Raw genomic sequence first — 26,925 nt, 5'->3', positions numbered from 1 at the left:
TCACCGGGCAGCCCCGGACAGAATGCCGGTGACGTCGGCGCAGGTCCGGAGGGCATCACGGACCGCCGTGACCCGGGCCAGCGCCTCGTCCTCGGGCAGTGCGCGCAATCCCTGCCACAGCGCGACCGCCGCGGGGTTGATCTCGGGGTCCTCTTCGATCATCCCGGGAACCACTCCGACGTCTGACCGCGGTTCACGCTCCAGAAGCCAGTAGGCCGCCGCCCGTTCGACCACCTCGTTACGGTTCTCGCACCGTCCGTCGTACTGGACACCCAGCCCACGGACAATCTCGGGAACCACGGCGGCCGGGTGCGCGAGCCCGCCACGCTTGTCGATTCGTACCTGGATCCTGACGACGCCGTCCTCAGGCGAACTGACCTCGTCAGTCATGAACGTGCGGGTGTCCTCGTACACAGCGGTGGGCGCGTCCGGCAGTTTGGCCAACGCCGTCAAACCCTCCCGGGCCAGCGGAGTCAGGGCGTCGAGCACATTGGCGTTGACCCGGCTGACGCAGACCGTCGGAGTGTCGTCGGTGCAGAGCAGTTCCCGCGCAACCGGGTCGACCGGCCAGTTGAGCACGCCTTCGTCCCTGGGTACGACCGCTGTCGCCACAAGGAGCCCGAGCACCACCGGCACCAGCGCTGCCGTACGGGTGCGCCAGCCATCGGCCACGAACAACAGCATCCCAGCGGTGGCGAGTGCGGCCATCGAGATCGCGAGCGCAGCGCTGACCCGATTGTCGATCGTCTGGTAGGCGTGGAACGGAAGCGTGCCGTGGACCGGGGAGACCGCCGCGGCCAACCAGTCCGGAAGCCGGATGACGCTGAGGAAGATCAGCAGGACGCCGGCCACCGCCAGCGCCGGGGCGGTCACCAGGGCGGGAAGCATACGCCCGATGCCCAGTCCGAGCCACGCCGCACCGATCAGTGACATCGCACCGACACCGGTGACGACCGCGAAGTTCAGCAGGGGCACGTGCCGGGCGGTGGAGGCGATCCAGCCGATGCCCGCCACGGTCACCAGCAGGTAGGCGACCGTGAGGGTGAGTGCCATCGCACCGAGGACCGGCAGCATCCGCTGTGCGCGTGGCCGGGCGGTGGTGGTGAACAGCTCGCCCACCTTCGCCCGGTGCTCACGGCGGCCCTGCCAGGCCCCGGCGGCCAGCGCCAGCGGCCACAACAGGAGCAGGTATTCGCGGACGGTCATGGCCAACGCCATCCAGCCACTCGACCAGCGTCCGGTCGCCAGATAGAGCGCACCGACCCCGACCACCACCGTGATCAGCCCGGCACCGAGCGCCGCGGACCGACGTAGTTCGATTCCCAGAACGGTCATCGGGCGGCCTCCGCGCGGTGCCGGCGGAGGACGGCGGAGTAGCCGCGCTCGGCCGGGCTGTCACCGGCGTCACCCTGGTCGCCCTGCATGGTCAGCCCCTCGGGGGTACCCTGCCACACCAGGCGGCCCTCGTTGAGAACGAGCACGTCGGTGCAGGCGGCCACCACATCCTCCACCAGATGGGTGGAGACCAGCACGCAACTGTCGGTGCCGAGATCACGCAGCAGCTCGCGGAAGTCGAGCCGCTGTTCCGGGTCGAGGCCGACGGTCGGCTCATCGAGCAGCAGGAGCTGCGGATCGTTGACGATGGCCTGCGCGATCCCGGCCCGGCGCAGCATGCCACCGGAGAGAGTCTTGAGTCGGGCATCGGCCTTGCTGGTCAGCCCGACCCGGTCGATCGACCGTTGCACGGCCGCCGCGACTTCGGCCTTCGGCATCTCCTTGAGCCACGCCATGTACCCGACGAACTCGCGGACCGTGAACCGCGGATAGAAGCCGAAGTGCTGCGGCAGGTAACCGAGGTTACGACGGAGCGATCGCAGATCGGATCGGCTGTCGACCGAGTGTCCGAGCAGGGTCAGCCGCCCCCCGGCGGGGTTCAGGACAGTCGCCAGAGCCCGGATCAGAGTGGTCTTCCCCGCACCGTTCGGGCCGAGCAGCCCATGCACCCCGGAGGGCAGGGCCAGGTCAAGACCGTCCACGGCAAGGTGACGCCCCGCCCGGACCCGTAGACCCTCGGCGTGCACCTCCCACGGATGGGTGGTGACGGCCGTTTCGGCCGCACTCACGGCACGCATCATCATCGTCTCCTTCATTGATCGGCAGCGCGGCAGCGACGCCGCCTCTTTCGCAGGTCGGAGCTGCCCAGGCAAGGCAGGAGTCGTCTGGGCACGGTGGGAGCTGTCTAGTCGTGGTGGGTGAGTCGACGGAGTCCGTTGACCCGGAGGAGGGCCATGACGGTCAGCAGCAGCGTGGCCAGTGCCCAGATGCCGGCACTGTCGGCGGCCAGGACCACCGGGAGCCGAGCTGCGGCCAAACTCGGAGCGATCACGACGAGCGTCCAGATCGCGATCAGTCCGATCGCGGCCCGGCGTACGCCGACAAGCGTCCCCAGCAGCAGCGTGGCGGCGGTGAAGGCCAGGCACGGCAGCAGCATCAGAGCAAGTGACACCCCGGTGCGCACACCAGCCACGGCGAGAGCGGGAATGACGAAGACCAGCACCGCCGCAGTACGCCGCAGCAACATCGTCAGACCGATGGCGGGAGTGGCGGCAATCAGTTCCCAGGCCGGATCGGCACGCCGATGCCAGGCGACCGCCACGCCGGGCAGCGGAGCCAGCGGTGCGATCAGCAGCACCAGCGAGGGCCGCCCCGCCCACAGTTCACCGAGCAGCGCGGCGGAGGCGAGCACCGTGGCGGTCATCGCCAGCCACGGCAACAGCGTGCCGACGAACCAGCGGTGGCGCAGCACGGACCAGGGCCGGCTGCGGCCGGCGGGAGCGGATGTGGCGGCGATCTCCCGGTCCAGGTTCATCGCGACGCGATCGATCAACGTCCGGGTGTCGACAGTGGTGGCACCGGCCAGCCGGGCGCGGCAGTCACCGCAGTCCTCAAGGTGCACCTCGACCGCCCAGACGCTGGGCTCGTCGAGGCCGGGATCCCCGGCGGCGTACCGCTCTATCTGGGACATCGTGGGATGGGTGGTCGTCATGACAGAGCCTCCCGCAGGGCGATCCGGGCGCGGCGGACCCGGGACTTGACGGTGTTCTCCGGTACGCCCAGCAACACCGACGCCTCCCGCATGGAAAGCCCGTCGAGGACCGTCGCCCGCAGCGCGGCCCGCACCTCGGGCGGAAGGACCAGCAGGGCCTGCTCCAACTCCTGGCCGACCCGGGCGGCCATCACCTCGTCCTCGGCCGCCGGGGCCGTGTCCGGCATCAGCTGCACCTGCGGCACCCGGGCCCGGCGCGCCCGGCGCCGGAACGCATCGACCAGACGGTGGGCGGCGATGGTCCACAACCAACCCACCGCGCTCCCCCCGCCGCGCGCCGCCGGCACTCCGGCGAAACTGCCCGCAGCCCGCCAGACCGTCAGGTACGTGTCCTGCAGGACTTCGGCGACCATGTCCGGATCGGCGCACCGCCGGCGCAGGCGCACCTCCAGCCAGGGCACCGTACGCCGGTAGAGCTCGTCGAACGCGCGCCGATCTCCACGGGCCACTCGGCGTACGAGTTCACCCTCGTCAGCTGCGTCCATGCCTCGTCTCACACCCGGTAAGACGACGCGCCCCACCGGATCGGGTCCCAACCCCGTGTGATCGCCGTCACTTCTGACTGCCCAATCGCTGAAGGAGGATCAGTGATCGGTGCCCGCTCGTGACCGCTGGGCCTCGCGGCTACTGGCCCGTGGGCGGCCCAGGATGGTCCGGTCCGTCCAGCGCTCTTGACCTTGCGCCCACCCATGCGTGGCTCGGTTGGCCTACTGTTTCGTCGTGCCTGGATCCGACGATGCCGCTGACGGGCGCATCGCGGTACGTTCGCGACGCCGACGTATCTGGCTGCTGTCGTTTGCCGCGGTTGCCGCCGGCTGTTTCGGCGTGCTCAAGTTGCAGGATCCCGTTGGGACCCCGGCTCAACGCTATGTGTCTCAGGTCAGCGTGCGCGGTTACGAACGAGTGCACGACTACATTGATCCTGGTACGGCGCCTGCCGAGGTTCGCGCCGCAGTCGCGATCTTCGTCGGACCTCCGGATGATGACGCCCTTGCTCGCGTCTCGGGACCTGGACTTGTCGTCAGCGCTCCGACAAAGGATCCAGACTTCCGCGGCTTCCAGTTGATCGGTCACGGCGAGTGGCACGGCTGTTTCGTGCACGTCAAGCGCTGGATGACGAGTCAGCCGCGATTTTCGTACTACGAGCTGACGGCGGATGAGAGGGCCGCGTTCGAGACCGGACGACTGTCGGTGTTGTCTATCGCTGTCGGATGTGGTGATGGGTAGTTGCCCGCGCCATGCGGCCTTCGCGTGGCTACGATCGCGTAATCCATGATCGCCGACGCGCTTCCTTGGGTCTTTGGCCGTTGAGGCGAACCTCTGAGGAGGGTCGGGGTTCGGGGCGGAGCCACCATCGCCCAGGTCGGCAAGCTCGCCGCCGCCTGCGACCTTCCCGACCGCGTCCTGGTCCTGCTGCTGGCCTACGGTGGCATGCGAATCGGGGGAGCGCTGGCGCTGCGTCGACACCTGGCGACGCTGCCCGACGGGCCGGATGTGTTCGTCTTCCCGGTCGACAGTCGCACACCAGCACGGCAGCAGCGCCATCACGGATTCCGCCGTCGCTTCAACATCGCCCTACGGTCGGCTGGATTGAACGACGTGACGCCCCATGATCGGCGGCCCACCCATCTGAGCACCTGGACGCGAGCCGGTCGAAGGTTGCAAGGCGATCGGGCACGCAGCGGGCACGTAAGCCCGGAAGGCGGATCAGTGATCGATGATCAAGGCTGTTACCTGGTGCCCCCGGCGGGGCATGTCACAGAACTGCAAATGGTCGGTGCCCCCGCCGTCGTCGTCGGCGGGGGCAGCGTCGTTTGCGCTGGTGTGGCGGTGGGTGGCGGTGCGGGGGCCATCTGCCGTGGCGCGGGCTAGCTGGGCCAGGTGTGGGGCGGCGTGTTGGCTGACGGTGGCTCGGAACGAGACTTGGTTGGTGCGGATGTCGTGGTGGATTTGCACGGCGAAGGCGTCCAGGAGGCGACGGAGACGGTCCGTGGGTAGCAGGCTGAGTTTGATGTCCATCTCGGGAAGGTCGGCGAGGATGTCGGCGCTGCCGGGGTCGGCCGGCATGGTTTCTTCGAGGTGGGCGAGTTCGGCGGCCTTGATCTCTCGGTCGCGGTCGAGTTCGGCCCGCCGCTCGGCGATCTCCGCGAACACGCTGCCGTCCGGGTCGTCGTTCTCTTCGATGACCCGTAGGAGGCGACGGCGGCGAGCGGCGATGTCGTCCAGGGTCCGGCGCAGTACCGCGATTTGTCGCCGCTGTTCCTCGGCGGCTTGTTGGGCGGCGATGTCCAGGCTGCGGGTGGCGAGTTGCACCCGGTCCGGACCGAGGACGTAGGTGTTGAAGAACCGATCGGCGAAGTCGAGCAACACCTCTTCGGTCACGGAGATCATGCTCGGGTGCCCCTCGGGGATGGCCCTCTCTCTCGGTTGGCAAGAGTAGTAGGTGTACTGGGTGACGGTCCGGCCGAACATGCGCCGCTGGCACGGCGCGCACCAGACGTAGGAACGAAGCGCGTAAACCCGCTTGGTCTGCCGGTGCCGGTTGGGAGAACCCTGGCGGGCGTCGGCGCGGGAGCGTTCTCGGGATCGGCCCACGTTCTGGGCGGCGAGGAACGTCTCGATCGGCACGATGCCCGGGTGGGTTGGCTGTGCGGAGACGACCCACTGCTCACGGGGGTTGACCTTGCCGGGGTGCAGTTTGTCTTTGGTCGAGCGCCGGTTCCAGACCATGTGACCGGTGTACTTGGGGTTGACGAGGATCTCGCGGACCGCCGAGCCGGTCCATCGTCCGACCGCGCGGGCGGGGTCGACGGGTTGTGGAGGCGGGTAGCGGTCGAGGTTGGTGTTGAGCCGTTCGGCGATGGCCCGGTAGGACAGCTTCTCGTCGATGCGCCAGGCGTAGATCTGCTCGACTACCGGCCCTCGGTCGGGGTCGATCTTCAGCTTGGTCTTGTGTTTGCCCTCTGCCCGCTTGGCGGGGACCGGGTGTTTGTGCTTCTCGGCGAGGTATCCGTATGGAGGCTTGCCGACGTTCCAGCCCTGGCTGGTGTGTTCCTCGAAGCCGTCCCACGACTTCTCCAGCATCTCGATCATGTACCACTCGGCCACGCCCTGCTTGGTGCGGCGCAGGAGGATCTGGGCGGCCCGTTTACGGCTGTTCGACTGCATGACCGGCTCGTCGGCGGCCAGCAGCGGCACCCCGGCGAGTTCAAGATCGTGCTCGATCTTGGTGCCCTGGTGGGTCCAACGGGCGATGCGGTCGATCGACTCGCAGATCACGACATCGAAACGGCGATCGGGTGAGGTGGCCTCGTCGAGCATGTCGGCGAGGCCGCCGTCTCGTTGCACGGCGATGTCGAACTTCTGCCACGCGGTGCCCCGGCCGCGCTGGCTGAGTTCCTTGCGGGAGGATTCCACGTCCCAGAACCACGCCACGATGACCATGTTGGGCAGCAGAGCCCGTTCGGAATTGGTCAACTGCCGAGGGATCGACAGCGTGGGGTCCTGCTGCTCCTCGGTCGAGGTACGCCCGAGGAACGCGACCCGTATTGTCCGCTTCGGGGCGGCGGTCGCGGGTGGGCGTAGCCAGTCGGGCAGGGTGCTCGTCACGGGTGGCCTCCGTCTCGGATGAGTTGAGTCAGCACCTTGATGTAGGCGACGCTGCGCAGTCGCCATGGCATGACCGGCAGTCGGTCACCGTCGCGGACCTCGGGGGCGTGGAGGTACTCGATGCCGGCGACCACGAACGCACGCAGCAGCGCGGTCCTCGTCGCCGTGTCGCAGGACAGGCGGTGGACATCGGTGCTGATCACGAAGTCGAACCGGCGATCTGGCCGGCTCGCCTCGGTGAGCAGGTCATCCAGACCACCGTCACGGCTGATCTCCCGCTCAAGGCAGAGGGTGAGGGTGGCGGGTGCCCGCCGATAGTCGGGCCGAGTGCCGAGGTCGGAGAACACCGCCGTGATCGCGCCGTCAGGCAGCACCGAGACGCACTGCTGGTACTGACCGCCGACCACGAGGGCCGCCGTGGCGAGATCGCCGGCCTCGACGGTCCGGCCGTAGAACGCCACACGCGGGCGCACTGTCGTGCGGCGGATGTTCATGCCTCGGCCAGGGTGCCGGTAGTGCGGTCAGCGGCCCCCGGTGGGCAGATGGTGACTGCCCCATCGTTCGGTGCGATGGCCGGTGTGTCGTGGGGGCCGTAGACGACGCTGCTGCCGGTGTCGTCGCGGGTAACGGTGGCGTACATGACGCGCGTACCTCCTGCGGTTGGTTGGTGCCTGGTCAGGCCACGGGCCGACCGCCGGTGCTGCCGGTCGACCCGTGGACGTCGATCACCGCTCAACTCGGTGAAGGGATCAAGACCGCCCGAAGGGCAACACCGGCCACGGCACGCCGAGTGGCCCGGAGGGCGACCGGTCAGGCGGGTGGAGCGTGGTGCGGCTAGTCGTGAAGCCAGGTCAGCACGTCGAGGATCACCTCGGCTTGCAGCACGGCCAGCCGCCGACCGGCGTCACCGTCGAGCACGGTGACGTCGAATCGCACCTCCAATGCATTACTGCGGGCGACCGTGAACTCTGCCGACTGCCCGTCACCGCGAGCCGGAGACTCCCGATCGGGCGGGGTCGACGCCCTGCGTTGTCTGCCGTGGCCGGGCTCAGGGGCGGACGGTCCGCGCCCGTCCGGTACGCCCGGATCGGGGTTGCGGGGACGTGAGTAGGGGGAAGGAGAAACCCGGCGGGTGCCGGTTGGGGTCGGTCGCCGGGGGTGGTGGAGCTGGGCTTCGGCATGGGCGTGTGGGCCACGTCCGCCGACGAGCGCTGACACTAAGGGATTACAAATCCGGGCCTCGGATTGGAAACCGCGCCCCGCGCCGAACAACTCGCGTCCCCCGAGTTGCTTGGTTGTACAAGATCCTCAACGGGTTGAACACGCAGTTCAGGCCCCTGAGGTGCCGACATCCGGCGGCACGGGAGCGGCGTGGAACGCCGATGCGATCAGTGACAGGTTGCACAGAATCTCCACCCACTTGAACAAGATCATCTTCTGCTCGAACGCGCGGCCTGGCTGACCGCCTCGGGCCGAGGACGAGATCGCCACGAAGTGCGGTACGCCGGCCCGACCCGTACGCGCCCCCGTCCGCCGTCCCGGACGGTCGGCGACCCCGTCCGCGCCCGTCCTGCGAGGCCGTCCGCACCAACCAGCACGACCCTCGCCATCCCGGTCCGCCGTCCGCGCCGGACGGCCTCCGTCCCCGCCGCCGGCTCGCCCTGTCTGACCGTCCCCACCAGCGGCGCTCGTCCCACGGAGAGGCGATCAGCAGTACGCCCCCCGTGAGGAGGTCCCGATCAGGGCTCGAAGGTTGCGCGGCGAGACCGCACCGCTGCTCCAAAGCCCGAATCCTCGGCCACCCGCCGAGCCCGCATCGGTCGAGCTGATTGGCCGCAAAACGTTCGCTGTTCAGGGTGAGGGTTCTAACGAGAGGTCTAACGAGCGATCAAACGAGGAACGCAACGACCACGAACAGCCGGGTGAACACGCCCCCTTGAACACGACGTACCCGCACGTCGACCGGGGTGAGGAGGACCCGTGGACCGGAACCGACTGATAAGAGATATCCCTCCTACCCGCACATCAGCCACAGGCAGTCTCCGCCTCACGGCGTCCGTCGTGGCCGCCGAACTCGGCCGACTCACCCCCGAGACCGACTCCTGACCTTCGGCGCTGGCAACACCGTTCCGACTACGGCCCCTTCGAGCCGGATAAGATCGTCAGCGCGTCTACAGCAAGCTCAAGCTGCTGGTCGTCATGAACGGCGAATGGCGCTCCAAATGAGCAGATGACCTGCTCGACCCCGGCTTCGCCCCATCGACGGAGCTGTTGGGCCACTTCCCCTGGTGTACCGACCAGGCGGGACCGTGCCCAGCTCCGCAACGAGATATCAGCCAGTGCGCCGCCGGGAGCCCAGCGCCGCAAACTGTGCCACCGTCTCTCAAGATCGTCGTTGTCTCGGCCGATGAGCGTCGTCAGGCCAAGAGACCGGTGAACTGTCGCAGGGTCACGCCCACGACGGTGGCAGGCTTGCCGCACCATCGCATCCCGGTGCCGGTACTCAGCCATTGTGCTGTCCCACGCGGTGTTCCAACCGTCCGCGAACGCGGCGACCTCAAGTAGCTTCGGGCGCTTCCCGGCAACCCAGACGGGCACGCCCGGCACCCGCCACCGAAGAAGCCCGACTGTGTCCTCAAGCGATACCAACCGTTGTCTTGCCGGCGGGAAGTCAAGGCCGTTCGCCCGGTGTTCCGACTCGTTCCACCCGGCTCCAACGGCGACGTCGAGTCGCCCGGCGGCGAGTTCGTTCACGGTCGCCGCCATGCGTGCGAGGAGGTTGGGGTTCCGGAACCCGATAGGCGTGGCCAAAGAGCCGACGCGGATGCGGTTGGTGCTGGCCGCGATAGCGGCCAGCAGGGTCCAACACTCAGCCGGCTCCTGCCGTTGCTCCGGTTGCCCTGCAGTGGCGACGTCGACCCAGAAGTGGTCGGAGACCCACACTTGGTGGAATCCCGCGTCCTCGGCCAAGGTGGCGTACTCGATCGCTCGTCGGGCGGTGGAGGGCTGCGGTGTCGGGAAGGAGAACGGGTAGTGAGGCAGTGCCAGTCCGAGTCGCATCACATCGCCGCCCCGACCGGCGCCCTGAGTAGCCGGATGGCGGGATGATTCGAGTGCTCGCCAGTGGTGAGCCGGATGCACTCGCCGAGCAGTGGTGCGATGAGGTGACGTCGCCCAGCCAACACCGCTCGGGGGATCTCCCGGAGCAGAAGAAGCGCCACGTACCGAGCAACATCACTGAGATCCTGCTCTGTTCGGGCCGGCGTCGTCATCCGCTGGAATGCTTCGGCCGCCGGGATCCCGAACTGGCGTAGTCGGGGGGTTTCACCGATGGCATAGTCCAGCACGAGCCGGTCGGGTGTCGCTGAAGCCGCGCCGGAGGCGTGGTCTAGGAGGTCCCGTACGTACCAGCTACCGAGCAGGTGGCTGACCATCATGCGCCAGTCGTGATGGTCACCGGACCATTCCCAGTCGATGAGGTGCCAGGTCCCGTCGGAGGCAACCAGTACGTTGCCGGCGTGCGGATCGCCGTGACAGGTGATATGGAAGTCGGGCCTGCCGACGACGATGAGCTGCTCGAAGGCTCGAAACCAGGAGCCCAGGTCGCTTCCGTTAATCATGATGCTCAACCAATGCGAGGGCGGTCCGAGGTCTGTGGTGAGCACGTCCTCCAGCCCCTGTTGGCCACGACGACACCGAAGATCATGATTGCGAGTGGCCCGAGTGGGATCGAATCCGGGCTCGGCGGTTGACCGCCATACCGTGACGAGAGTGTTCACCACGTCTTGCCAGATCAGGTAAAGCTCCGGTGTCGGTCCGACACGAGCGATGGCTTCGTCGAGGCTCCACACGGCAGGTGCCGCCGTGACGATGACGTCAAGCGCGGCCTCGGTTGCGGTCCCGAGCACCGCCGGGGTGTGCGAGGCGAAGTGCTTCGCCATGACGGCGTGCCGTTGGGCCTGCACGGACGAGCTGACCCTTGGGTTGCGGGTGACCTTCGTGGCGACAGTCGCGCCGCCGGGTTGCCGCAGGAGAAACACCTCAGCGCCCGAGGTTCCCGACCTGATCGTGCGCAGCAGGAGGCTGCCGGCCTGCCGGCCGGCTTCGTGGCGACTCATGAGGGTCCTCTTCTACGCGGTGTTGGCTGCGGGTTTACGGGACCGTTCGGCCTTGCGGCGGAGCTGCGTGTAGACGCCGGTGAGGCCCATCGCCTTGCGTGCCTCGAACACGGTCTGCTGGACCTCGCGCCGGGTGCGTTCCGTACCCTTGACGATCAGTTCGTCGACCAGGCCCTTGTCGGCCTCGTAGCGGGCACGCCGCTCTCGCATGGGATCGAGGAACGCGTTCAGTGCGGTGGCGAGTTTCTCCTTGACCTCGACGTCGCCAACCTTGCCCTCGCGGTAGCGGCTCTTGAGGTCGTTGACCTCCGTCCGGTTCGGGTTAAAGACGTCGTGGTACTGGAACACGGGGTTGCCCTCGACCGTGCCGGGCACGTCCGCGCGGATCCGGTTCGGGTCGGTGTACATGCCCATGACCTTGCGGCGGACCTCGGCCGGCTCGTCCGAGAGGGCGATGGCGTTGCCCAGGCTCTTGCTCATCTTGGCCCGGCCGTCGGTGCCGACCAGGGTGGGTGTCTCGGCGCTGACCAACTCGGGGACGGGGAAGACCTCGCCGTAGAGGTAATTGAAGCGGCGGGCGATCTCCCTGGTGACCTCGACGTGCGCGGCGTTGTCCTTGCCGACGGGCACCACGTGGGCCTTGACGCAGAGAATGTCGGCGGCCTGCAACACCGGGTACCCGAGCAGACCGTACGGCATCTCCTCCTTGCCGGCGTCGCGAGCCATGTCCTTGAGCGAAGGCACTCGTTCCAGGCGCGGCACGGTTACCAGGTTCTGGAAGAGGGTGTTGAGGTCTCCGACCTCCTGGATCGCAGACTGGAGGTAGAAGGTCGCGGTGTCGGGGTCGATCCCAGCGGCGAGGGAGTCGACCACCATGTCCCGAGCGTTCTGGGTGGCCTTGGCGATGTCGTCGCGGGTGTTCTTGGTGGTCAGCATGTGCAGGTCGGCGATGATGAAGAAGCTCTCGTACTTCCGGTGCAGCTTCACGCGGTTGGCGATGCTGCCGACGTAGTGGCCGAGGTGCAGCTTTCCGGTAGGACGGTCACCGGTGAGCATCCGCTGAGCGGTCATGACGAAGAGGGCCTTTCGCGGCGTGACGGGTCAACGAAGGTCGCGCAGGGCGCGCACCAACGGGGCGACGGTAGCCTCGTCGATGAGATGGACCTGGATCATCGTCGGAAGTTGCCATCGTGCGCCGTCACGGAACCGCAGGCCACGAGCCCGTAGCAGAGCAAGGACCTGGTCACGGCGGTCCCCGAGATCGATCAGGAGGAAGTTTGCGTCCGACCGGGCGTATCCGATGTGCAGCCGGTCGAGTTCGGCGGTCAGCGTCGCGTACGCCCGCCGGTTCAAACCGATGGTGCGCCGGAGGCTTCTGTCGTCGCCCAGGGAGGCGTGTGCCGCCGTGGCAGCCAGCGCGCTGACAGCGTACGGAAGCCGGTGTCGACGCAGCCGGTCGGCGTAGCCAGCGCTGGTGACGGCGTATCCGACTCTGGCACCGAGTAGGCAGTGTGCCTTGGACAGCGAACGGCTCACCACCAGCTCGTCGCGCTCCTCAAGGAGTCGCGGTGTCAGCGCGAGGGGATGTGCCATGAACTCACCGTAGACGTTGTCGATGATCAGCTTCGCCCCGCTGGGCAGTCGAGGCGCGACTACAGCCAGCAAGTCGGACAACGGTACCGAGATGCCGGAGATCGTGTGCGGGATATCCACCACTAACGCGGCATGATCATTCTTCAGCGCGGCTCGCAGCGCCGCCAGGTCGTGTCGCAGTGGTCCGCCGTCCCACGCAACCTCGTCGTAGCGCAGTTCGTTCCTGGCGGCGAGCTGCCCGTACAGCTCGAAGGTGGGGACGGTCGCGAGCACCGCCGCACCGGCTGAAGCCTGCTCACGCATGATCCAGTCGAGGATCTCGGTTGTGCCGTGACCGACCACGACCTGTTCCGGCACCACCCCGACGTACCGGGCGATCGCGGCCTCCAGGTCGACCGGCTCCCGGCTCGGTGGTCGGTGCAAGCTGGGAGCAACCCCGGCAACCGCCTTCGGTACGGCGGGACTCGTGCCGACGCGAGCGAGCGCGACCTGTCGACCGTCACCGCGAACGCCGGCAATCACATCGTCGAGGTGTTCGATCTTGCACTGCCCGCACAGCACCTCGCCGGCTCGGCATCGACGCGCCACGGCGGTCGCACGCTCAGGTGCGGACAGTAGTTCGATTACCTCGAAGGTCGGGCAGTCGTTGGGGTTGCCCCCATATTGGCGCTGCTCCTCGGCGCGAGCCCGGCCGCCAGTCACCGCGCCGATGAACTTTTCCCGGACGGTGTCGGGACGATCGGTCAGAAGGATCGTGGAGGCCGGATCGTGGATGCTGGCCCGGCCACCACGACGCCGCAGGTTCGGAACCAACCGTCGATAGGCAACGTACGGCGGCGGTGCCGCGAGGCGATCCGACACGGTCCTCATCAGCGCCGCATGCGTCACCTGACCGGCGTCGACCAGCGCAATCGACCCTCTCGGGCTCTGCTCGTACAGGAAGAAGCTCATCATCATCACCGCGTCCCGCAGCAGGTTCAGTCTGGTGTCATCGGACCAGCCATAGACCTGCCGCATCCGGCGCAACGTGAGTCCGGACAGTACATCGTCCTCGAAGGCCCGGACCTCGGCCGCGTCGAGGTCGATGAGGCGATCGGGGGCGCATCCGCCGAACTGCTTCACCCGTTCTGCCAAGAGCTCGACAACCGTTGCGGAGGCCGTGGTGGGGTTTTGGCGGCTGATGAAGGTCACGGAGTGGCCCTTTTCCTGCAGCCAGGCGATGTCCCGCGCGAGACTGAGGTGGCCGAGGTGTAGCCGACTTCCGGCAACACCGACGCGCACGTCCGCACGGTCGTCACCCGTCGCGGCCGGTGCTGGGCTCGCAGGCTGCCAGGCCCAGATGGTCCGGCCCGCCAGGTTGTCGATCACCGGCGGTAGGCCCTCGGAGTCGGGAGCGAGCAGTCGGAGCCCGAAACGGCGTGCCCTGTCGGCGTGCTCGTCCGCTACCAGGTTATTGCGGGCCGCGTGCCACTCGGCGAGCAAGGCGCTCATCGGCCGGCCCGCCCACGCGAGATCCGTTGCAGTGACTCGTGGACTCGCTGCCGCTGCCCGACGGTCGTGCGCTGGCGGGCCTTGTTGCGGTAGAGGTCGGGGAAACGGACGTCGCTGTCGTGGCAGACCGCGCCGAACGCCCAGAACCGGGCCGCCGTGATGGCTCGCTCGTGTCGAAGGTCCCCGATCGCCGCCTGCCGGGAGTAGGCGTAACGGCCGTCCGCTGTGCGATCGATCATCTGCGCCTGTTGATAGGCGTCCACGATCACCTGTGCCTGCCGTCGCCACAACGGCGATGCCAGCACGGGTGCCTCCAGGACTCGGGCCACGTAGCTGTCGAAGTCTGGATAGATGTCGAGGAACGCCAGGTAGGAGTCGGCGAGGATCTGGTGGCGAGTTCTGGTGATCACGTTCAGTCGGCCGGCCACCTCAGCGGCCAGCGGAGCCAAGAACCGCGCCACGCTCGTCAACAGCTCCGCGGCCTCGTCGGCCGGTGTGCAGATGAACGGGCTGAACAGCTTTAGCGCGAAGTAGCCGCCGTACGCGCGGTCCTGCCCGTCGCGGTACAGGGCCGACCAAGGTAGCGAGTAGATGGTCACCGGAGCGTCGCGATAGGTGGTGCCAACGCGGGTCGGTGGAACCTCGTTCTCGCGATGGAGCGTCATGACGTCGAAGTCACTGGCTGCGGTTGCCGTGCCGGTGATTCGGCTGCCGTAGAAGACCCAGACCAGGTCCTCAGTCGGGATGCTCTCCGTCGCCGCGCTCAGGGTGTCGATGAGTCGAGGGATCTCGTCGAGGAAGCTCTGGGCGGCGAGGTCACGGTAAGGGCCGCTCACCAGGTCCTCCGCGTTGATGCGGCAAGCCAACCATCGACGGCGGCGGTCCAGGAGCCGGACGTGTCGGCCTGGACGCCGTCGACCCCCAGCCTCCTGAACGCTTCGACGTTGACCTCCTTGTCATCGACGTACAGGAGGCTGTCACCGGGTGACGCCTGCTCAAGAACCTGGACGTAGGCGGAGGGATTCGGCTTGACCGCGCCGGTCTGGCTGGAGATAAAGATCCGATGGGTTTGCCGGTGCAGGCCGGCCGCCTGCAGCGCGGGTACCAACCATTCGTGGCGATGGTTGGACAACAGCCAGATCTGCGCCCCCCTCGACCAGTTGCGTAGCCGGGAAACGGCCGGTAGCGGCGTCATCGTCGACCGCAGCACCGACCGCCAGGCAGGCGACGGCTGCCCGAGACCGCAAGCCGCTGCGAACGCTGGCCAGAACGCGGACTCGTCGAGCAGCCCAGACCACAACGCGTCCCGGAAGTAGTGGCGGAAGATCGCTTCGACCCGGTCGGAGGAGGTTCCGGCCTCCTCGGAGACAACTCGAAAGAGAGGTGCCATCGGTTCCGCCAACAGAACCCCGCAGACGTCCAGCACCAGGACGGGCCGTGGCCGGAAGTCCTCGTGAACCATCATCGGCCCGTACCTCTGGGTGTTCGCGCCGTGCATGTGCCCTCCCGTGGGATGAGAGGCACCGAGGCGGCGGGTTCAGCTCGCGGACCGGGGGAAGCGCGCGTGCTCTCCGACACCGCCTCGGTGCCGGCTTGGGTATCGCCGCCGTCGATGCGGTTGCTGTGCACATCGAGCTTGGTCGGTACGGTGTGTGCGTAGGAAGCCACAGGGTGTAGGCCCACGGTGGCCTACACCTGGGCACTGGTCAGGGGGACCGGGTGGACGGTGAGACTTTCGGGCAGGTGCTACGCCGGCTTCGTCAGGAGCGACGGTTGTCGCTCCGGAAGTTGCAGGTGCTGACCAGCTATGACTTCACGTACCTGGGGCAGGTCGAGCGAGGTGAGAAGCCAGGTTCGATGGAGCTCGCCGAGGTGTGCGACCGGGCACTCGGCGTGGACGGCCTGCTCGTGAAGACATACGGTCGGGTGTCAGCGGCCCTGACCCGACCTGGGAGCCAGGAGGATGAAATGCGCCGGCGGACTGCGATCAAGGCTATGGCGGCTTCCCCGCTCGCTTTCGTCGATCAGGCTGGAGTGGTTCCAGAGCTTCAGGTGAGCCGACTCGAACGCAATGCGGAGGTGTACCGGCACCTCTACCACGGGTCTGGGAAACCTGGCGATCTGCTCAGCCTGGCACGCGATCACCTCGAGACCGCGGTCGACGTCATGCGGCAACTGCCCGACGGAGGACTCAAGCGCCGAGTCCTGCGCACCCGCAGCGAAGTCGCCACGCTTGCCGGCCGGCTGACGTTCTTCGACCTGCAGCGACCGGCCGACGCGCGGGGCTACTTCGGACTCGCCCACGAAGCGGCCATCCAGGTGGGGGACGACCTCCTCGCCGCAGCCGCGCTCGGCCATCTCGCCTTCGTGCCGGCGGCCGAGCACAACACCTCGGCCGCCATCAGCTATCTCGCTGGCGCAGCTGATCATGCCCAACGAAGTGGTGTGCCGGTAGTCCAGTCATGGATCGCAGCAGTGGAGTCCGAGGTGCTGGGCACAGCGAACGCGGCCGGAACGCTGCGAGCTCTCGACCAAGCAGCCGCACGCCTTTCCCGACCCGCAGATGCGGCACCACCCGCATGGTTCGACTACTACTCGGCGGACCGGCTCGACGGATTCCGTGGTCGGGCATTCCTCCAGCTCGGTCGGCCCGAGGAGGCCCGATCCGCCCTGACAGCGGCACTACATGGCCTCGGTCCCGTGGCGGTCAAGCAGAAGGCGGTGTTCCTCATCGACATAGCCAGCTCGTATCTCGGCGACCACCCGCAGCTCGACCAGGCATGCGACCTCGCCGGAGACGCCGCCGCGATGCTGGCGATGGCTGGCTACGCAACCGCGAGCACCCGCCTTCAGGAGTTCCGTACCCGGCTGAGGCCGTGGGACGATGCCACCGTCGTTGCCGACCTTGACGAGCGATTGGGTGCGTTGACCGCATGACCGTCCAGACCTCTTCCCCACGGCGAGTTCGCGCTGTCTACTTCGACGTGGGTGAGACGCTGATCAACGAGTCCACCGAGTACGGCACCTGGGCGGACTGGCTCGGCGTTCCCCGGCACACGTTCTCTGCGGTGTTCGGGCAGGTCATCGCGCAGGGGCGGGACTACCGCGAGGTCTTCCAGCACTTCCAGCCTGGATTCGACCTCGCACTGGAACGGCAGCGCCGGGCAGAAGCCGGCTTGGCCGAGCACTTCAACGGCCGCGACCTCTACCCTGACGTCCGGGACTGCCTCGCCGCGCTCAAGGCCGACGGCTACTTTGTCGGTGTGGCGGGCAACCAGACCGCTCGCGCCGGCCGGCTGCTACACGAGCTGAACCTGGGTGTGGACCTGATCGCGACGTCGGACGACTGGGGCGCGGAGAAGCCGACCCCTGAGTTCTTCGTCAAGCTGGTCGAGTCGGCGGGGTGCGCGCCGGAGGAGATCGCATACGTGGGCGACCGCCTCGACAACGACATTCTTCCCGCGCTGGCCGCCGGCCTGACGACCGTGTTCATCCGACGTGGACCATGGGGATACTTTTACGCGATTCGCCCCGAGGTAGAACAAGCGCACATTCGCATCGACAGTCTTCGGGATCTTCCGGGGCGACTGCGAGACATCCAGCTTGGGTGATCGACGGTGGCTCCAACGAGCCCCTTGCATGGTTGACCGACGGAGGCGCGACCCTTCGTCGGGTAATCAGGCCCATCAACCTGATGCGAGGCCCGGACGCGGTCCGGGCCTCGCATCGTTGGTCAAACTTCAGATCGGGAGGCTCCGCGCTCATATCATGGTGCGAACTTTGCCATTCTGACGTCTGCTGGTCGCATCACCCGTGCGACTGGTCGCTCTGCTCCGCGACCGGAGTGTCTTGCCAGGCCGCGTCGGCGATCTTGGTGGGTAGAAGGTACTCCTCAAGCTGTTCGGCGAGATGAAGCGGCCAAGGCAGGACCGTCATGTCTCGCACGTATGGTGCGGCGTCGCGTAGGTCGTGTGTCAGCATCGCCCAGCGCTCCGGCGTATCGCCATCCTGCACACCGGCGACCAGCAGTTCGATGAGCTGCGGGTTCCACACCTGTGCCTTCGGGTTTGGCGCGGTGTGCTTGCCCTTGTACTCCACCGGCACGATCTTCGACACGCCCTTGAGCGCGCCGGTATGCGTACTGGGCTTTCCACTGGTACTCGCGTAGACCCGGGAGCGCAGGAAGCGCCATAGCCCCTTGGGCTGCCCGGTCTCCTCGTCGGCGATCCCGTAGCACTCGGGCGTCTCTCCGCCGTCCGAGCCTCGCATGCGTACGTGGCGCAGGCCGGGGTACCTCGCGATCGGTACCGCCGTACCGGCTCCGAGTTCGATGCTGTCGAGCTGCAGGTGCGCGTTGGTCAGACTGGTCCACACGCCGCGCAGGTTCTGGGCGTGGGTGAGCAGCAGGGTGTCCGGATAGGCGCGGGCCGTTTCGTCGAGGACGTCCTTGATGAAACGCACGACGTCATCGGGTCCGCATTTGAGGTCGGCGTTGACGTACCGCTTGCCGATTTCGATCAGGCCGGTGTACAGCGGCTGCCAGGGGACCTGCGGCGCGCGGATCTGGACGTGTTGGCCGGTGGGGTCAGCGAAGACGGCGACGGGTACCTGCCGCTGAATGCCCCACACCCGTCCCTTGTTCTGACGGATCATCCACAGGGCCAGCAGTGCCGGCTGCCCGTCGAGGGTGCCCTTGGTCGGCTTGGGCAGCGGTGACGGACGTACACCGAGTTGGCGGAAGAGGTCGTCGACGGCGGCGGCAAACCGCTCCCGGTTCGCATCGGACGGCTCCTTGCCCTCCCGGACCCGCGGAGGACGTTTCGGCTCGGCGACCGGCGTGACGAACTGACTGAGGCGGCCGGTGCGCACGAGGCCATGACGGATCGCGAACTTGGGGTCATCGCCGCGGCGAGCACCCTCATACGTCTTCGGGTGAGCGATCTCAACCAGGGTCACCGTCGGGTGGACGGCTTGGCCGAGCATCTGGGCAATGTGCTCCACTCGGGCTTCCACTGCCGCCTGCGTGCGGCGGCCCGTGCGCTCAAGGTCGGCGCGGACCGTTGGAGCCGCGTGATGCCTGATTCCTACCTCGACCGCATCGAGATGGACCCGGACCTCTCGGCCGACAAGTTCGGCGGCACTGGGTAGTGGGACGCCGAGGCGCGAAGCGAGCCGGTCGAGGGCGTACTGCGTAGCGGCGGTTGTGTCGGTGAGCAGCTCGATGTCGAGCCTGGGACCGACCACCTCGCGGAGGTACGTGGCGGGAATCGCACCCTCGCTGATGCCGGCAAGCTTCTTGTAGACCGCCCCCTTCTGCCGTGGCAGAGGATCAGTGGGCCGCAGATACGGTGCCAGCTCGGCAACGATCCACCGCATGATCGGCTCCCGGTCGGCGATCGACAGCCCGGCGCTGACCTTCTCGGAGGTCAGCATGCCGGTCTTGTACACCAGCGCGGCGGCGTCACCGTGTCGCTGCAGGTAGTCCAGCGGCTTGTCGGTCAGTTGCTGTGGATCAGGCAGCCGGTCGAGGCAGCCGGCCTCGGCGAGAACCAGCGCGAGTCTGTCGTCCCATCGCGGCGCGTACCGGTTCGTGCCGTCGGCGTCGGTCACCCGCATCCTTTTGATCCGGGCGATCCCGAAGTGGCGAGAGTTCTCCAGGCCGGTGAGGTAAGGCACCGTCGGTGCCAGGTAGACGGAGTGACCGTGGTCGGAGGCGAGCTTGCCACGGGCAGGAAGCCAGCGTCGGACTCCGAAGGACAGGTACACCAGCACCTCGTCGCTGGTAGGGAGCGTCTGCGCGGTAATGCCAATCTTGACCGAGAACGGGGTCTGGTCCTCCAGGCGTTCCGGCGACCATGACATGAGTTCGGCGCCGTCGTCGCTCGGGCAACGGAGAAAACGCAGGCCGCCGTGCGGGCACTGGGCGTCGGGGCGGGACAGCACGGCAGCGATTTCCATGGGCAGCAGCCGCATGGCGCGTGCCCGCTGATCGGTGGCGGCCAAGTTGATCTGGACAGGCGACCAGCTGAGGTCGGCTGCGTTGAGCTGGGACAGCGTGAGGGCGATCTGTTCGGCGGTCGCCTTCTGGGAACGGATCCACGCGGCTACCAGGTTGAAGATCGCCTTCGGGTTTACTTCGCGGTAGGCGAGCAACCAGTCCTGGTCGTTGTCGCCCTTGCCGGCATAGGGCAGGGTGACCACACAGTCGGGCACGAGTGCGGTGATCGCGTCGTTGAGAGAGGCAATGGGGATGCTGGCCACCTCGCCGCCGCGCTGGGCCTTGGCCAGCCTGCGCAGCGGTTCCTTCCACCGGCCGGGGAACCGCATGAGGTGGTAGTCGCGGGTGATGGGCGCGGCGGGATCGAGGCGCAGGACGGTAACGGCGAGTTCGTCATACTGCGGTGCCATTCAGCGGTCTCCCATAGTGGTGAGGGCTTGGTGCAGGGGCTTGTAGAGCGCCCGCACCAGGTGGCGGTCCGGATCGGTGCTGGTGGAGGTGAAGTACGGGTTGAGCACGTCGCGCATGCCGTAGAGCAAGCTGGTGCTGGCGTCGTCGAGGCCGGCATCGACGTCGCCCCGCCGGGCGGTGTGCGGTGCGAACGCCGCGTCACAGAAGTAGACCTTGGCGGATTGGCCGCCGCGCAGCAGCCGGCCGATCACCTGCCAGATGGTGACCAGCTGGGTCCAGGCGACGCGGTTGCGTTCATCGTCGCGGAGCTGGCTGTAGGCGACCATGGCGTGTAGCAGGCGTCGCCACTGGCGCTGCGCGGACCGGCGGCGCTGCCTGCCCGCCGTCAGGAGGCGTTCGTGATCGGCGCAGTCCTCGTCGATCGGTCGCGGCCCCAGCTGCTCCAACGCATACTGGTTGATCCGCTGGGTGACGTAGCTGAGGTCCTTGGGACGGGGATGCGGGCGTACCAGGAAGAAGGCGGCGCCGATTGCGGCCACGCCCTCGACGTTGAGGATGTTGTGCCCCCGCTCTACCGCGAGGATTGGAGCAACCAGCAGCCAGGCGTCGTCGGTGCCGAACTCGGAGACGTCGGTGCGTCGCAGCAGGTGGCTGTCGTCCCAGCCGGTCTCCAGCTCGTCATCGCCGACGAGGCAGCGAATCTGACCTTGCCAGGATGCCTTCAGCCGCAGCAGTTCGTCGGTGACGATCCGAGCTTCGGCGTAGCTGCCGACCAGCAGCATGATCTTCTGTCGGCCGGGGGGTAGGGCCGCGCGTTCACGTTCCAGCCGGTTCGGCCGGCCCGGTCCGGCACCCGGTCGGGTCAGCGCCGCGATCATCTGTCGCAGGGCGCTGGTCCGCTCGGCGCCGTACCGGCCAGACACCCAAATGGGGGTACTGCGCTCCCCGGCGTGTTGGATGTCGAGGGCGAACGTCGTCTTGGCGATGGCGTCGAGCTTCTTCTTCGGCGGTCGCAGGATCGCCGTGACCGGCACGTCGATGTGATAGCGGGGTGAGGTGCCGGCCCAGCTGGTTCCGGACAGAAGCAGCACGTTCGGCCCGGGTCCGTCGGCGGGGAAGAGATCTGGGAGTCGGACCAGGAGGGCACGCCCTACTCCGCTGTACCGGAAGAACCGGAACTCGCCCAGCCGTCCGTCCCGCCGGCTGGTCTCGTCCTCGACGTACTGGAACCCGAGCACGTTGCCCATTGGGGATTCAGGGACGGCGACCGCCAGATCGGTTGGGGCGCGCCGCACCTCGGTCGGCAGCGCGTCGTGCATACCGAGCTCGGCCGCCACTTCTGGCCAGAGGGTGAGCATGAGGTCGAGCCGGTGCTCCATCACCGCCACGGCGACCGCCAGCTCCACCCGCCAGACGTTGCGGTCGAGATCCGACAGCGCAATTTTCTGGCCGTCAACGAACTCCCGGGCACTGAGGTCGATCAGCCACTGCCGGACACCAGCCTCCCGCACGTCCTCCTCGGTGTCGGACAGCTGCACCTCGGCCAGCCGAGCCAAACCGGCGGCAATGTCGCCGCTCGCGCCGGTCGGGTCGTCGATAAAGGCGTTGAACTGCTCGCGCAGCAGGAGGAACAGCGGGTTGCTGTCCCAGCCGGCGGCGGGCCTGCCCCGTTCCGACCGGGCGAGCCCGGTCCAGTCCTGTGCCAGGTTGCCGAACAGCGTCCACGCTTTGAAGTAATCGGCGTCGAGCCAGTTCAGCACCGGCTTCCCGGGGCGGGCCCGGTCGCGGTGCAGCAGCTGGTAGATAAGGTCGGCGACGGTACGGGCGTGGCTGAGCGCCAGGGTAAACCGCCGGATCAAGCGAGAACTGGCCGGTGCACGTCCGGTCGCCCGCAGTTTCTCTGATACCCGGGCTCCGATCTCGTCGATCCACGCTTCCTCGCTTGGGCCGAGCAGGACCTGGGCGGTGGCGAACATCTCATCGAGGTTGGCCTGCACCTGGTCGGCCTCATCCACCAGGATGAGATCGCTGCGTCGCCAGGCCGCCTCCAGGTACCGCATCTGTTCGCCGGCGAGAGGACCGGGTACGGGAGTGTGAACCAGGCTCCAAGGGGTGGCGATCCAGACGTTGGCGTTGACCAGCAGGCGCGCGGCCTCGTGCCGCTGGCAGCGGTGCCACAGGGGGCAGGTCCGGCGTGGACGCTCACGCCAGCCCTCCACCGGCGCATCCGGGTCGATGCCGATAAGGTGTTGGCACGGCGACTCGCGTACCTCCAACGGAGCCGCTTCGCCCCGGATACCGTCGAGCGCGCAAGCGGTGCTCAGCAGGTCGAAGCCGTAAGGCTCGATGGGCAACACGCGCCCGGGCGCCGGCGGCTGTAGGCGGTGCAGACGCTCGGTGTGGCGGGATCGGTTACTTCCCATGATCGGAGCCGCGCATACCCCGTCGTACCGGCACAGTTCCTCGACCGCTCGCAGCGCCGCCGAGTTATCACCGACAACGATCGTTACCCGGTGCTCGTGCTGCGCCGCCCAGGTCGCGAGGATCATGACGAGCGTGCTCTTACCGACGCTGACCAGACCAACGAGGTGCAGCATCCGGTCGATGCACAAGATCTCCGAATCCTCGAACGAGTGGTCCACCGCGCGGACCTGCAACGTGACGTCCCGCAACCGCTCCTCCCAACGGTTATCCCGCCCGGCGCGATGGTCGATCTCGTCCATACGCTGGGCGGTCTCCAGGAGCTTCTGCCAACTGACCTCGATCGGTTTCCGGTCGCGAACCATCAGGTCGTGTCGGGCGGGAGCCGAGGCAGCGGGAAGATCGTCGGGGATGTTCACCCCCACTCCACGCGCCGTGGAAGCCATGCGGTGCGGCCCCGGCTCGGCGAACCGGACAGCGGTCGTCCGAAACGGCAGAGGCTCGGTGAGCAACTGCTCGTACCAGTCCCATCGAGCGCCTGCCACGCGGCAGTCCCGGCGTACTGGCCGCCCCAGCGGGTCCAGCTCGTAGCCGCGTACCTGTTCGGGAACGGACAGGTACGCCCGCAGCACGTCGTCCCAGCCGTAGGGACGCTGGGTGCGCCACAGCAGGGTACGCGCGTTGGCCAGCCGTACCGACGCGTCGGCGGGGGCATCGGGTACCGCGTCCCACAGTGACAGGTAGCCATCCAACAGCGCCGGGACGCCCGTCGCTGATTGACCGTTGGCGACCGTCTCCAGCAGGTACAGCGTCAGTTCGGTCTCCAGCAGACGGGTCGGCGATGGTTGGCTGCCGGTGGGGTTGTAGTGGCCGGACATCTGCCGCCGGAACCGCTCGCGGATGGTGTCGATCTGCCTCACGCCGCCGACACCTCCGCCCGCTCGCGCACCGTGCGAACGAACTCCGCCTCCGATACCGCCACGACCCGCTGCCCACGCCGTACCTCTGGGCACGCCTTTCGAAGCCGCTCGAGGTATCTGGGGTGGGCATGCACCTGTTCCTTGCCGATCACGATAAACGCCTTCTCTGCCTCGGCCGGCACGGTGAACAGGCGCTGTCGTAGCCGGTGGGCGAGACGGAGAGGGTTGCGCCACGCCTTGATGTCGGCGACCCAGGGACGTTCGTCGAAGACCGCAATGTCGCAGGCATCGAAGTCGGGCCAGAGCCGGACCGGCACTGTCAACCCGGTCAGCGTGTCCGCGATGCGCAGCTCGGCCCGTCCCGGGGCGGTGATGAAGGTGCGTAGCTCGCGTCGCAGCCACCACACGCCCTCAGCAGCCGGGTGGTCGACGCCGGCGGTTCCTGGGGCGGGGCAGGTCTCGTCCTGGCACACCCAGGTCCGGTCGTCGTCCAGCGGTAGCCGTAGCCCGTTACAGCCGCGGCAGGTACGGACCACCCCGTCGGCGATCGCCTCTGGCGGTGCGGGACGGTAAGCGTCGCGGACCTCGCTGGCCAATAGGGCGAGGTCCGGTTCGGCCAGCCGGGTATCGAGGTCGAGCGCGGTGATCGCCGGGTGCCTGATCAGCAACTCGCGGAAGGCAACGTATGACCCGGGTGCGTCGGCCGCCCGCGCCTTGTCCATCACGGCTCGCATCAACGCGTTCTCGCGGATCTCACCCTCGACGTCACCGCGGAGGCTGCCCAACTCCTCGCAGGTAACCGTGGGCCGGCCGTATGCCAGCAGCGACTCGTCGGGGTCAACGTCGGCCTCGACGAGGTTGATTTTCCAGTCGCCGAACGGCTGTTCGGCGAGCTGGAGCAGGTCGACCACGCCGGTGGGAGCGGGCGCGCCCTGCTGCCAGGCGAGCAGGGTGAGCCGGTCCAGCGACAGCTGAAGATTCGAGGGGTACGGCAGGCGGAACGAGCCACCAGCCGCGATCTGCTGCGCGTAGTCGATGATTCCGCTGGCCAATTGCGCGAGCACGATCTGTTGCCTCGGCAACCAGGACGGCGGTGAGGGTTGAGGGTCAGACATCGGGTACCGCTCCGAGGACTCAGGTCGGAATGCAGAGCTGTTGGTCGCCATCACGGAGTCTCGATGGACGGCTGGCCGGACTCTATCGTCGCCGCAGGGTGCGACATGACTCCGGAGAGTGCCATAGGCAAGGCGGGCTCGGCCATATGAGACGCTGATAAGCCCGCTTATCGGAGATTTAGTGGCAAGGAGGCTAGCTCGACCTACGCTGAGGGGCCACGCAGCGAGACGGGAGGTGTCCGATCATGAACAGCGTCGCCACGCTGACTTTGCGGGACATTGCTCTTCTCGCCGGGGTGAGCCGGTCCGCCGTGAGCATGTGGCGCAATCGCCCCGTCGTGCGCGGCGAGCACCATCCCTTTCCTGCCCCCATCGCGGTCATCGACGGGGTGGAGCAGTTCGGCCGCGATGAGGTCGTGCGGTGGCTGGGGCGCACGAGGCGGGGCCTCAACCCCGACCAGCCGCTGGACGCGCCGACCCTGAGCGTTCCCGACAGCGTGTCGCTGGAAGACCTCGTGACGCTGCTCTGCCTCCAGACGATGTCCGGCCAGGAGCTGACGGACACAACCGCGGCGGAACGGGAACACCTTGCCGTCGAGCTTGACCCGGAGGACCTCTTCCTGCTTCGCGAGGTTCGGACGCTCGACGTGCCCGAGGAGGTCCTCAACTTCATCGACGATCTCACAGAGGCATCGTTCGGCCCCGCTGAGGCGCTCACTCGACTGGAACAGGGGCGTGCCGGGCGCGCCAACGGCGTCCGTGACCTCACCGACGAAGCCGTTGAGCTGCTTCGCGCGGCGGTGCACACCTGTCGTCTGCACGTCGATCCCGAAGGCGCACCGTTGATGATCACCGGCGGGACGGCGCGATTCGCCTTGAGCCTCGCCGGCGACCTCGGTCGGCTCATCGTCCGCCGGGACGGCAGCCATGATCGGGCCACACTTCGACGCGCGAAGATTCGCGACCTGGATGTGGTGAGCGACGCCTCTGCTCCGCGGGTCCGTGTCGTCTCTCTCCTTGGCCGGGAGCTGGACGCTGCTGTCGACGCCCTGGATGAACTGGTTCTCGACCTCGCCAAGGACGACGTCGGCGTGGCAATCGGTCCAGCTAGCGTCCTGTGCGATCGGCTTACTGGTGTTCAAGAGCGCAAACGGGCCCAGACACTGCGATCCAACGCTCTGGCCGTAGCAGTACGTCTCCCCAGAGGGCTGTGGCGTGAGGCGCACCGGCAGGCGTTGGGCCTGTGGATCTGTGTAGGTGACCGGAGCGCTTCTCGACCCTTCGTTTCGGATCTGGCCGCCTTCTTCGATAACGAGCTGTCCAACTCCGACCTGGCAGCGGACGTGGCCGCGTGCCTGATGGGGGATGGCCGCCGGTCGTACCGGTACCTGCGACCTCATGACCTCTCCCGGATCCTCAGCGGCTCAGCCATCGTTCCGCGCGGGGTCCGACCGCCGCGGTGGGGCACGGCGAGCGCCACAGCTCAGCTCGACCGGATCCAGGCTGCGGCTGCGGTGACCGCTGGGTCTGCTCCGGCCTTTGACGTCCTGGTGGTCGCCGCTCCAGGGGCAGTCTTGCTGCGCCAGCGTTCCCTCGCCGAGCTGAAGGACGCCGGCTCACTGAAGATGTGCCGTGGGAAGCGAATTGATGCTCGGCACTCGTCGGACAACGGAACGGTCCCGGTGCTGTCTGCGGACGGAGCCACCGCGGGAATCGCGCTCGATCCGTTCGACGCGGACCGGCTATACGCAACGGCGCGCCGCACCGAGCCTGGCGACGTCGTCTTCCTCGAGAAGCCGCGACCCCGCGCGCTGGTCGACCCGCATGGCGGGGCCCTGGTCGGTGCGCCGTCGAGGATCTTGCGCCTGGCATCGAATGCCGGGATTGGCCCCCACACGCTGGCTGCGATCATCAATCAGCTGCCGGACGGACCGGGCGAGTGGCAGACCTGGAACATCCCCACACTCGACGCTTCCGCAGCCGAACAGTTGGAGGCGACCCTCATCGCGGCAGCCGGGTACCAGTCCGCCCTTGACCAGCGCCTGGCTGCCATCCGAACGCTGGTTTCGGCCTTGATCGACGGTGTCACGGCAGGCACCGTCGCCGTTATCCCACCGACGGTCACACCGGAAGGACGATAGAA

General features: G+C 67.6%; 20 protein-coding genes. 4 read left to right on the top strand and 16 right to left on the bottom strand.

Translation table 11 applies throughout. The features are described from left to right. From ACN26Z_RS05120 to ACN26Z_RS05105, 4 genes are all read right to left on the bottom strand, one after another. A complete protein-coding gene (locus ACN26Z_RS05120; RefSeq protein WP_093408406.1) occupies positions 1 to 1,335 on the bottom strand; it encodes a hypothetical protein in 1,335 nt (444 codons plus the stop codon). Continuing rightward, positions 1,332 to 2,135 (bottom strand): ABC transporter ATP-binding protein, encoded by an 804-nt coding sequence (locus ACN26Z_RS05115; RefSeq protein ID WP_396886428.1) that lies wholly within the window; start codon positions 2,133 to 2,135, stop codon positions 1,332 to 1,334. The genes ACN26Z_RS05120 and ACN26Z_RS05115 overlap by 4 nt, the downstream gene beginning before the upstream one ends. 104 nt (positions 2,136 to 2,239) lie before the next feature. Further along, the gene (locus ACN26Z_RS05110) at positions 2,240 to 3,046 is read right to left on the bottom strand and encodes a hypothetical protein (protein ID WP_421460092.1); all 807 of its coding nucleotides are present in this window, start codon (positions 3,044 to 3,046) and stop codon (positions 2,240 to 2,242) included. Next, positions 3,043 to 3,591: an RNA polymerase sigma factor gene (locus ACN26Z_RS05105; RefSeq protein WP_282240146.1), complete on the bottom strand. Its 549-nt coding sequence runs from the start codon at positions 3,589 to 3,591 to the stop codon at positions 3,043 to 3,045. Before ACN26Z_RS05105 ends, ACN26Z_RS05110 begins: the two co-directional genes overlap by 4 nt. Before the next feature lie 235 nt (positions 3,592 to 3,826). Between ACN26Z_RS05105 and ACN26Z_RS05100 the strand changes: the two genes are divergently transcribed. After that, complete coding sequence (locus ACN26Z_RS05100) at positions 3,827 to 4,333, top strand: hypothetical protein (RefSeq protein WP_421460091.1); 507 nt, start codon at positions 3,827 to 3,829, stop codon at positions 4,331 to 4,333. Positions 4,334 to 4,813: 480 nt separating this feature from the next. Here the strand turns inward: ACN26Z_RS05100 and ACN26Z_RS05095 are convergent, their stop codons facing one another. From ACN26Z_RS05095 to ACN26Z_RS05055, 9 genes are all read right to left on the bottom strand, one after another. Continuing rightward, entirely contained in the window at positions 4,814 to 6,715 is a 1,902-nt protein-coding gene (locus tag ACN26Z_RS05095) for a recombinase family protein (protein ID WP_421460090.1), read from the bottom strand. Then, positions 6,712 to 7,209, bottom strand: coding sequence for a hypothetical protein (locus ACN26Z_RS05090; protein ID WP_421460089.1), 498 nt, complete (start codon positions 7,207 to 7,209; stop codon positions 6,712 to 6,714). Before ACN26Z_RS05090 ends, ACN26Z_RS05095 begins: the two co-directional genes overlap by 4 nt. Further along, positions 7,206 to 7,355: a hypothetical protein gene (locus ACN26Z_RS05085; RefSeq protein WP_421460087.1), complete on the bottom strand. Its 150-nt coding sequence runs from the start codon at positions 7,353 to 7,355 to the stop codon at positions 7,206 to 7,208. Before ACN26Z_RS05085 ends, ACN26Z_RS05090 begins: the two co-directional genes overlap by 4 nt. 1,493 nt (positions 7,356 to 8,848) lie before the next feature. Continuing rightward, the gene (locus tag ACN26Z_RS05080) at positions 8,849 to 9,775 is read right to left on the bottom strand and encodes an LLM class flavin-dependent oxidoreductase (protein ID WP_421460086.1); all 927 of its coding nucleotides are present in this window, start codon (positions 9,773 to 9,775) and stop codon (positions 8,849 to 8,851) included. Beyond that, entirely contained in the window at positions 9,775 to 10,833 is a 1,059-nt protein-coding gene (locus ACN26Z_RS05075; protein ID WP_421460085.1) for a phosphotransferase family protein, read from the bottom strand. Before ACN26Z_RS05075 ends, ACN26Z_RS05080 begins: the two co-directional genes overlap by 1 nt. A gap of 12 nt (positions 10,834 to 10,845) precedes the next feature. Beyond that, positions 10,846 to 11,904, bottom strand: a complete 1,059-nt coding sequence (trpS, locus tag ACN26Z_RS05070) for a tryptophan--tRNA ligase (protein ID WP_421460084.1) — start codon at positions 11,902 to 11,904, stop codon at positions 10,846 to 10,848. A 30-nt stretch (positions 11,905 to 11,934) separates the two neighbouring features. After that, positions 11,935 to 13,296 (bottom strand): aminotransferase class I/II-fold pyridoxal phosphate-dependent enzyme, encoded by a 1,362-nt coding sequence (locus ACN26Z_RS05065; protein ID WP_421464531.1) that lies wholly within the window; start codon positions 13,294 to 13,296, stop codon positions 11,935 to 11,937. A 617-nt stretch (positions 13,297 to 13,913) separates the two neighbouring features. Then, positions 13,914 to 14,753, bottom strand: a complete 840-nt coding sequence (locus ACN26Z_RS05060; RefSeq protein ID WP_421460081.1) for a hypothetical protein — start codon at positions 14,751 to 14,753, stop codon at positions 13,914 to 13,916. Next, positions 14,750 to 15,343 carry an HAD family hydrolase gene (locus ACN26Z_RS05055; RefSeq protein WP_421460080.1) on the bottom strand — a complete coding sequence of 198 codons (594 nt, stop codon included), beginning with the start codon at positions 15,341 to 15,343 and terminating at the stop codon, positions 14,750 to 14,752. The genes ACN26Z_RS05060 and ACN26Z_RS05055 overlap by 4 nt, the downstream gene beginning before the upstream one ends. A gap of 293 nt (positions 15,344 to 15,636) precedes the next feature. Between ACN26Z_RS05055 and ACN26Z_RS05050 the strand changes: the two genes are divergently transcribed. Then, positions 15,637 to 16,854, top strand: a complete 1,218-nt coding sequence (locus tag ACN26Z_RS05050) for a helix-turn-helix domain-containing protein (protein WP_421460078.1) — start codon at positions 15,637 to 15,639, stop codon at positions 16,852 to 16,854. Then, entirely contained in the window at positions 16,851 to 17,528 is a 678-nt protein-coding gene (locus tag ACN26Z_RS05045) for an HAD family hydrolase (RefSeq protein WP_028569082.1), read from the top strand. The genes ACN26Z_RS05050 and ACN26Z_RS05045 overlap by 4 nt, the downstream gene beginning before the upstream one ends. 196 nt (positions 17,529 to 17,724) lie before the next feature. Here ACN26Z_RS05045 and ACN26Z_RS05040 read toward each other — a convergent pair whose 3' ends face one another. Genes ACN26Z_RS05040 through ACN26Z_RS05030 form a run of 3 tightly spaced genes read right to left on the bottom strand, consistent with a single transcriptional unit; the run spans position 17,725 to position 24,782 of the window. Next, the gene (locus ACN26Z_RS05040) at positions 17,725 to 20,325 is read right to left on the bottom strand and encodes a pPIWI_RE module domain-containing protein (RefSeq protein WP_421460077.1); all 2,601 of its coding nucleotides are present in this window, start codon (positions 20,323 to 20,325) and stop codon (positions 17,725 to 17,727) included. Beyond that, positions 20,326 to 23,667 carry a transposase gene (locus ACN26Z_RS05035; protein ID WP_421460076.1) on the bottom strand — a complete coding sequence of 1,114 codons (3,342 nt, stop codon included), beginning with the start codon at positions 23,665 to 23,667 and terminating at the stop codon, positions 20,326 to 20,328. Continuing rightward, on the bottom strand, positions 23,664 to 24,782 hold the full coding sequence (locus ACN26Z_RS05030; protein ID WP_421460074.1) for a hypothetical protein: 1,119 nt from the start codon (positions 24,780 to 24,782) through the stop codon (positions 23,664 to 23,666). The genes ACN26Z_RS05035 and ACN26Z_RS05030 overlap by 4 nt, the downstream gene beginning before the upstream one ends. 245 nt (positions 24,783 to 25,027) lie before the next feature. Between ACN26Z_RS05030 and ACN26Z_RS05025 the strand changes: the two genes are divergently transcribed. Continuing rightward, a complete protein-coding gene (locus ACN26Z_RS05025) occupies positions 25,028 to 26,923 on the top strand; it encodes a hypothetical protein (RefSeq protein WP_421460073.1) in 1,896 nt (631 codons plus the stop codon). The last annotated feature ends 2 nt before the right edge of the window (positions 26,924 to 26,925 follow it).

Origin of the sequence: Verrucosispora sp. WMMD703, assembly GCF_049178935.1 — a bacterium.
Taxonomy (GTDB): Bacteria; Actinomycetota; Actinomycetes; order Mycobacteriales; family Micromonosporaceae; genus Micromonospora; species Micromonospora sediminimaris.
This window is presented reverse-complemented; position numbering and strand designations above follow the sequence as displayed.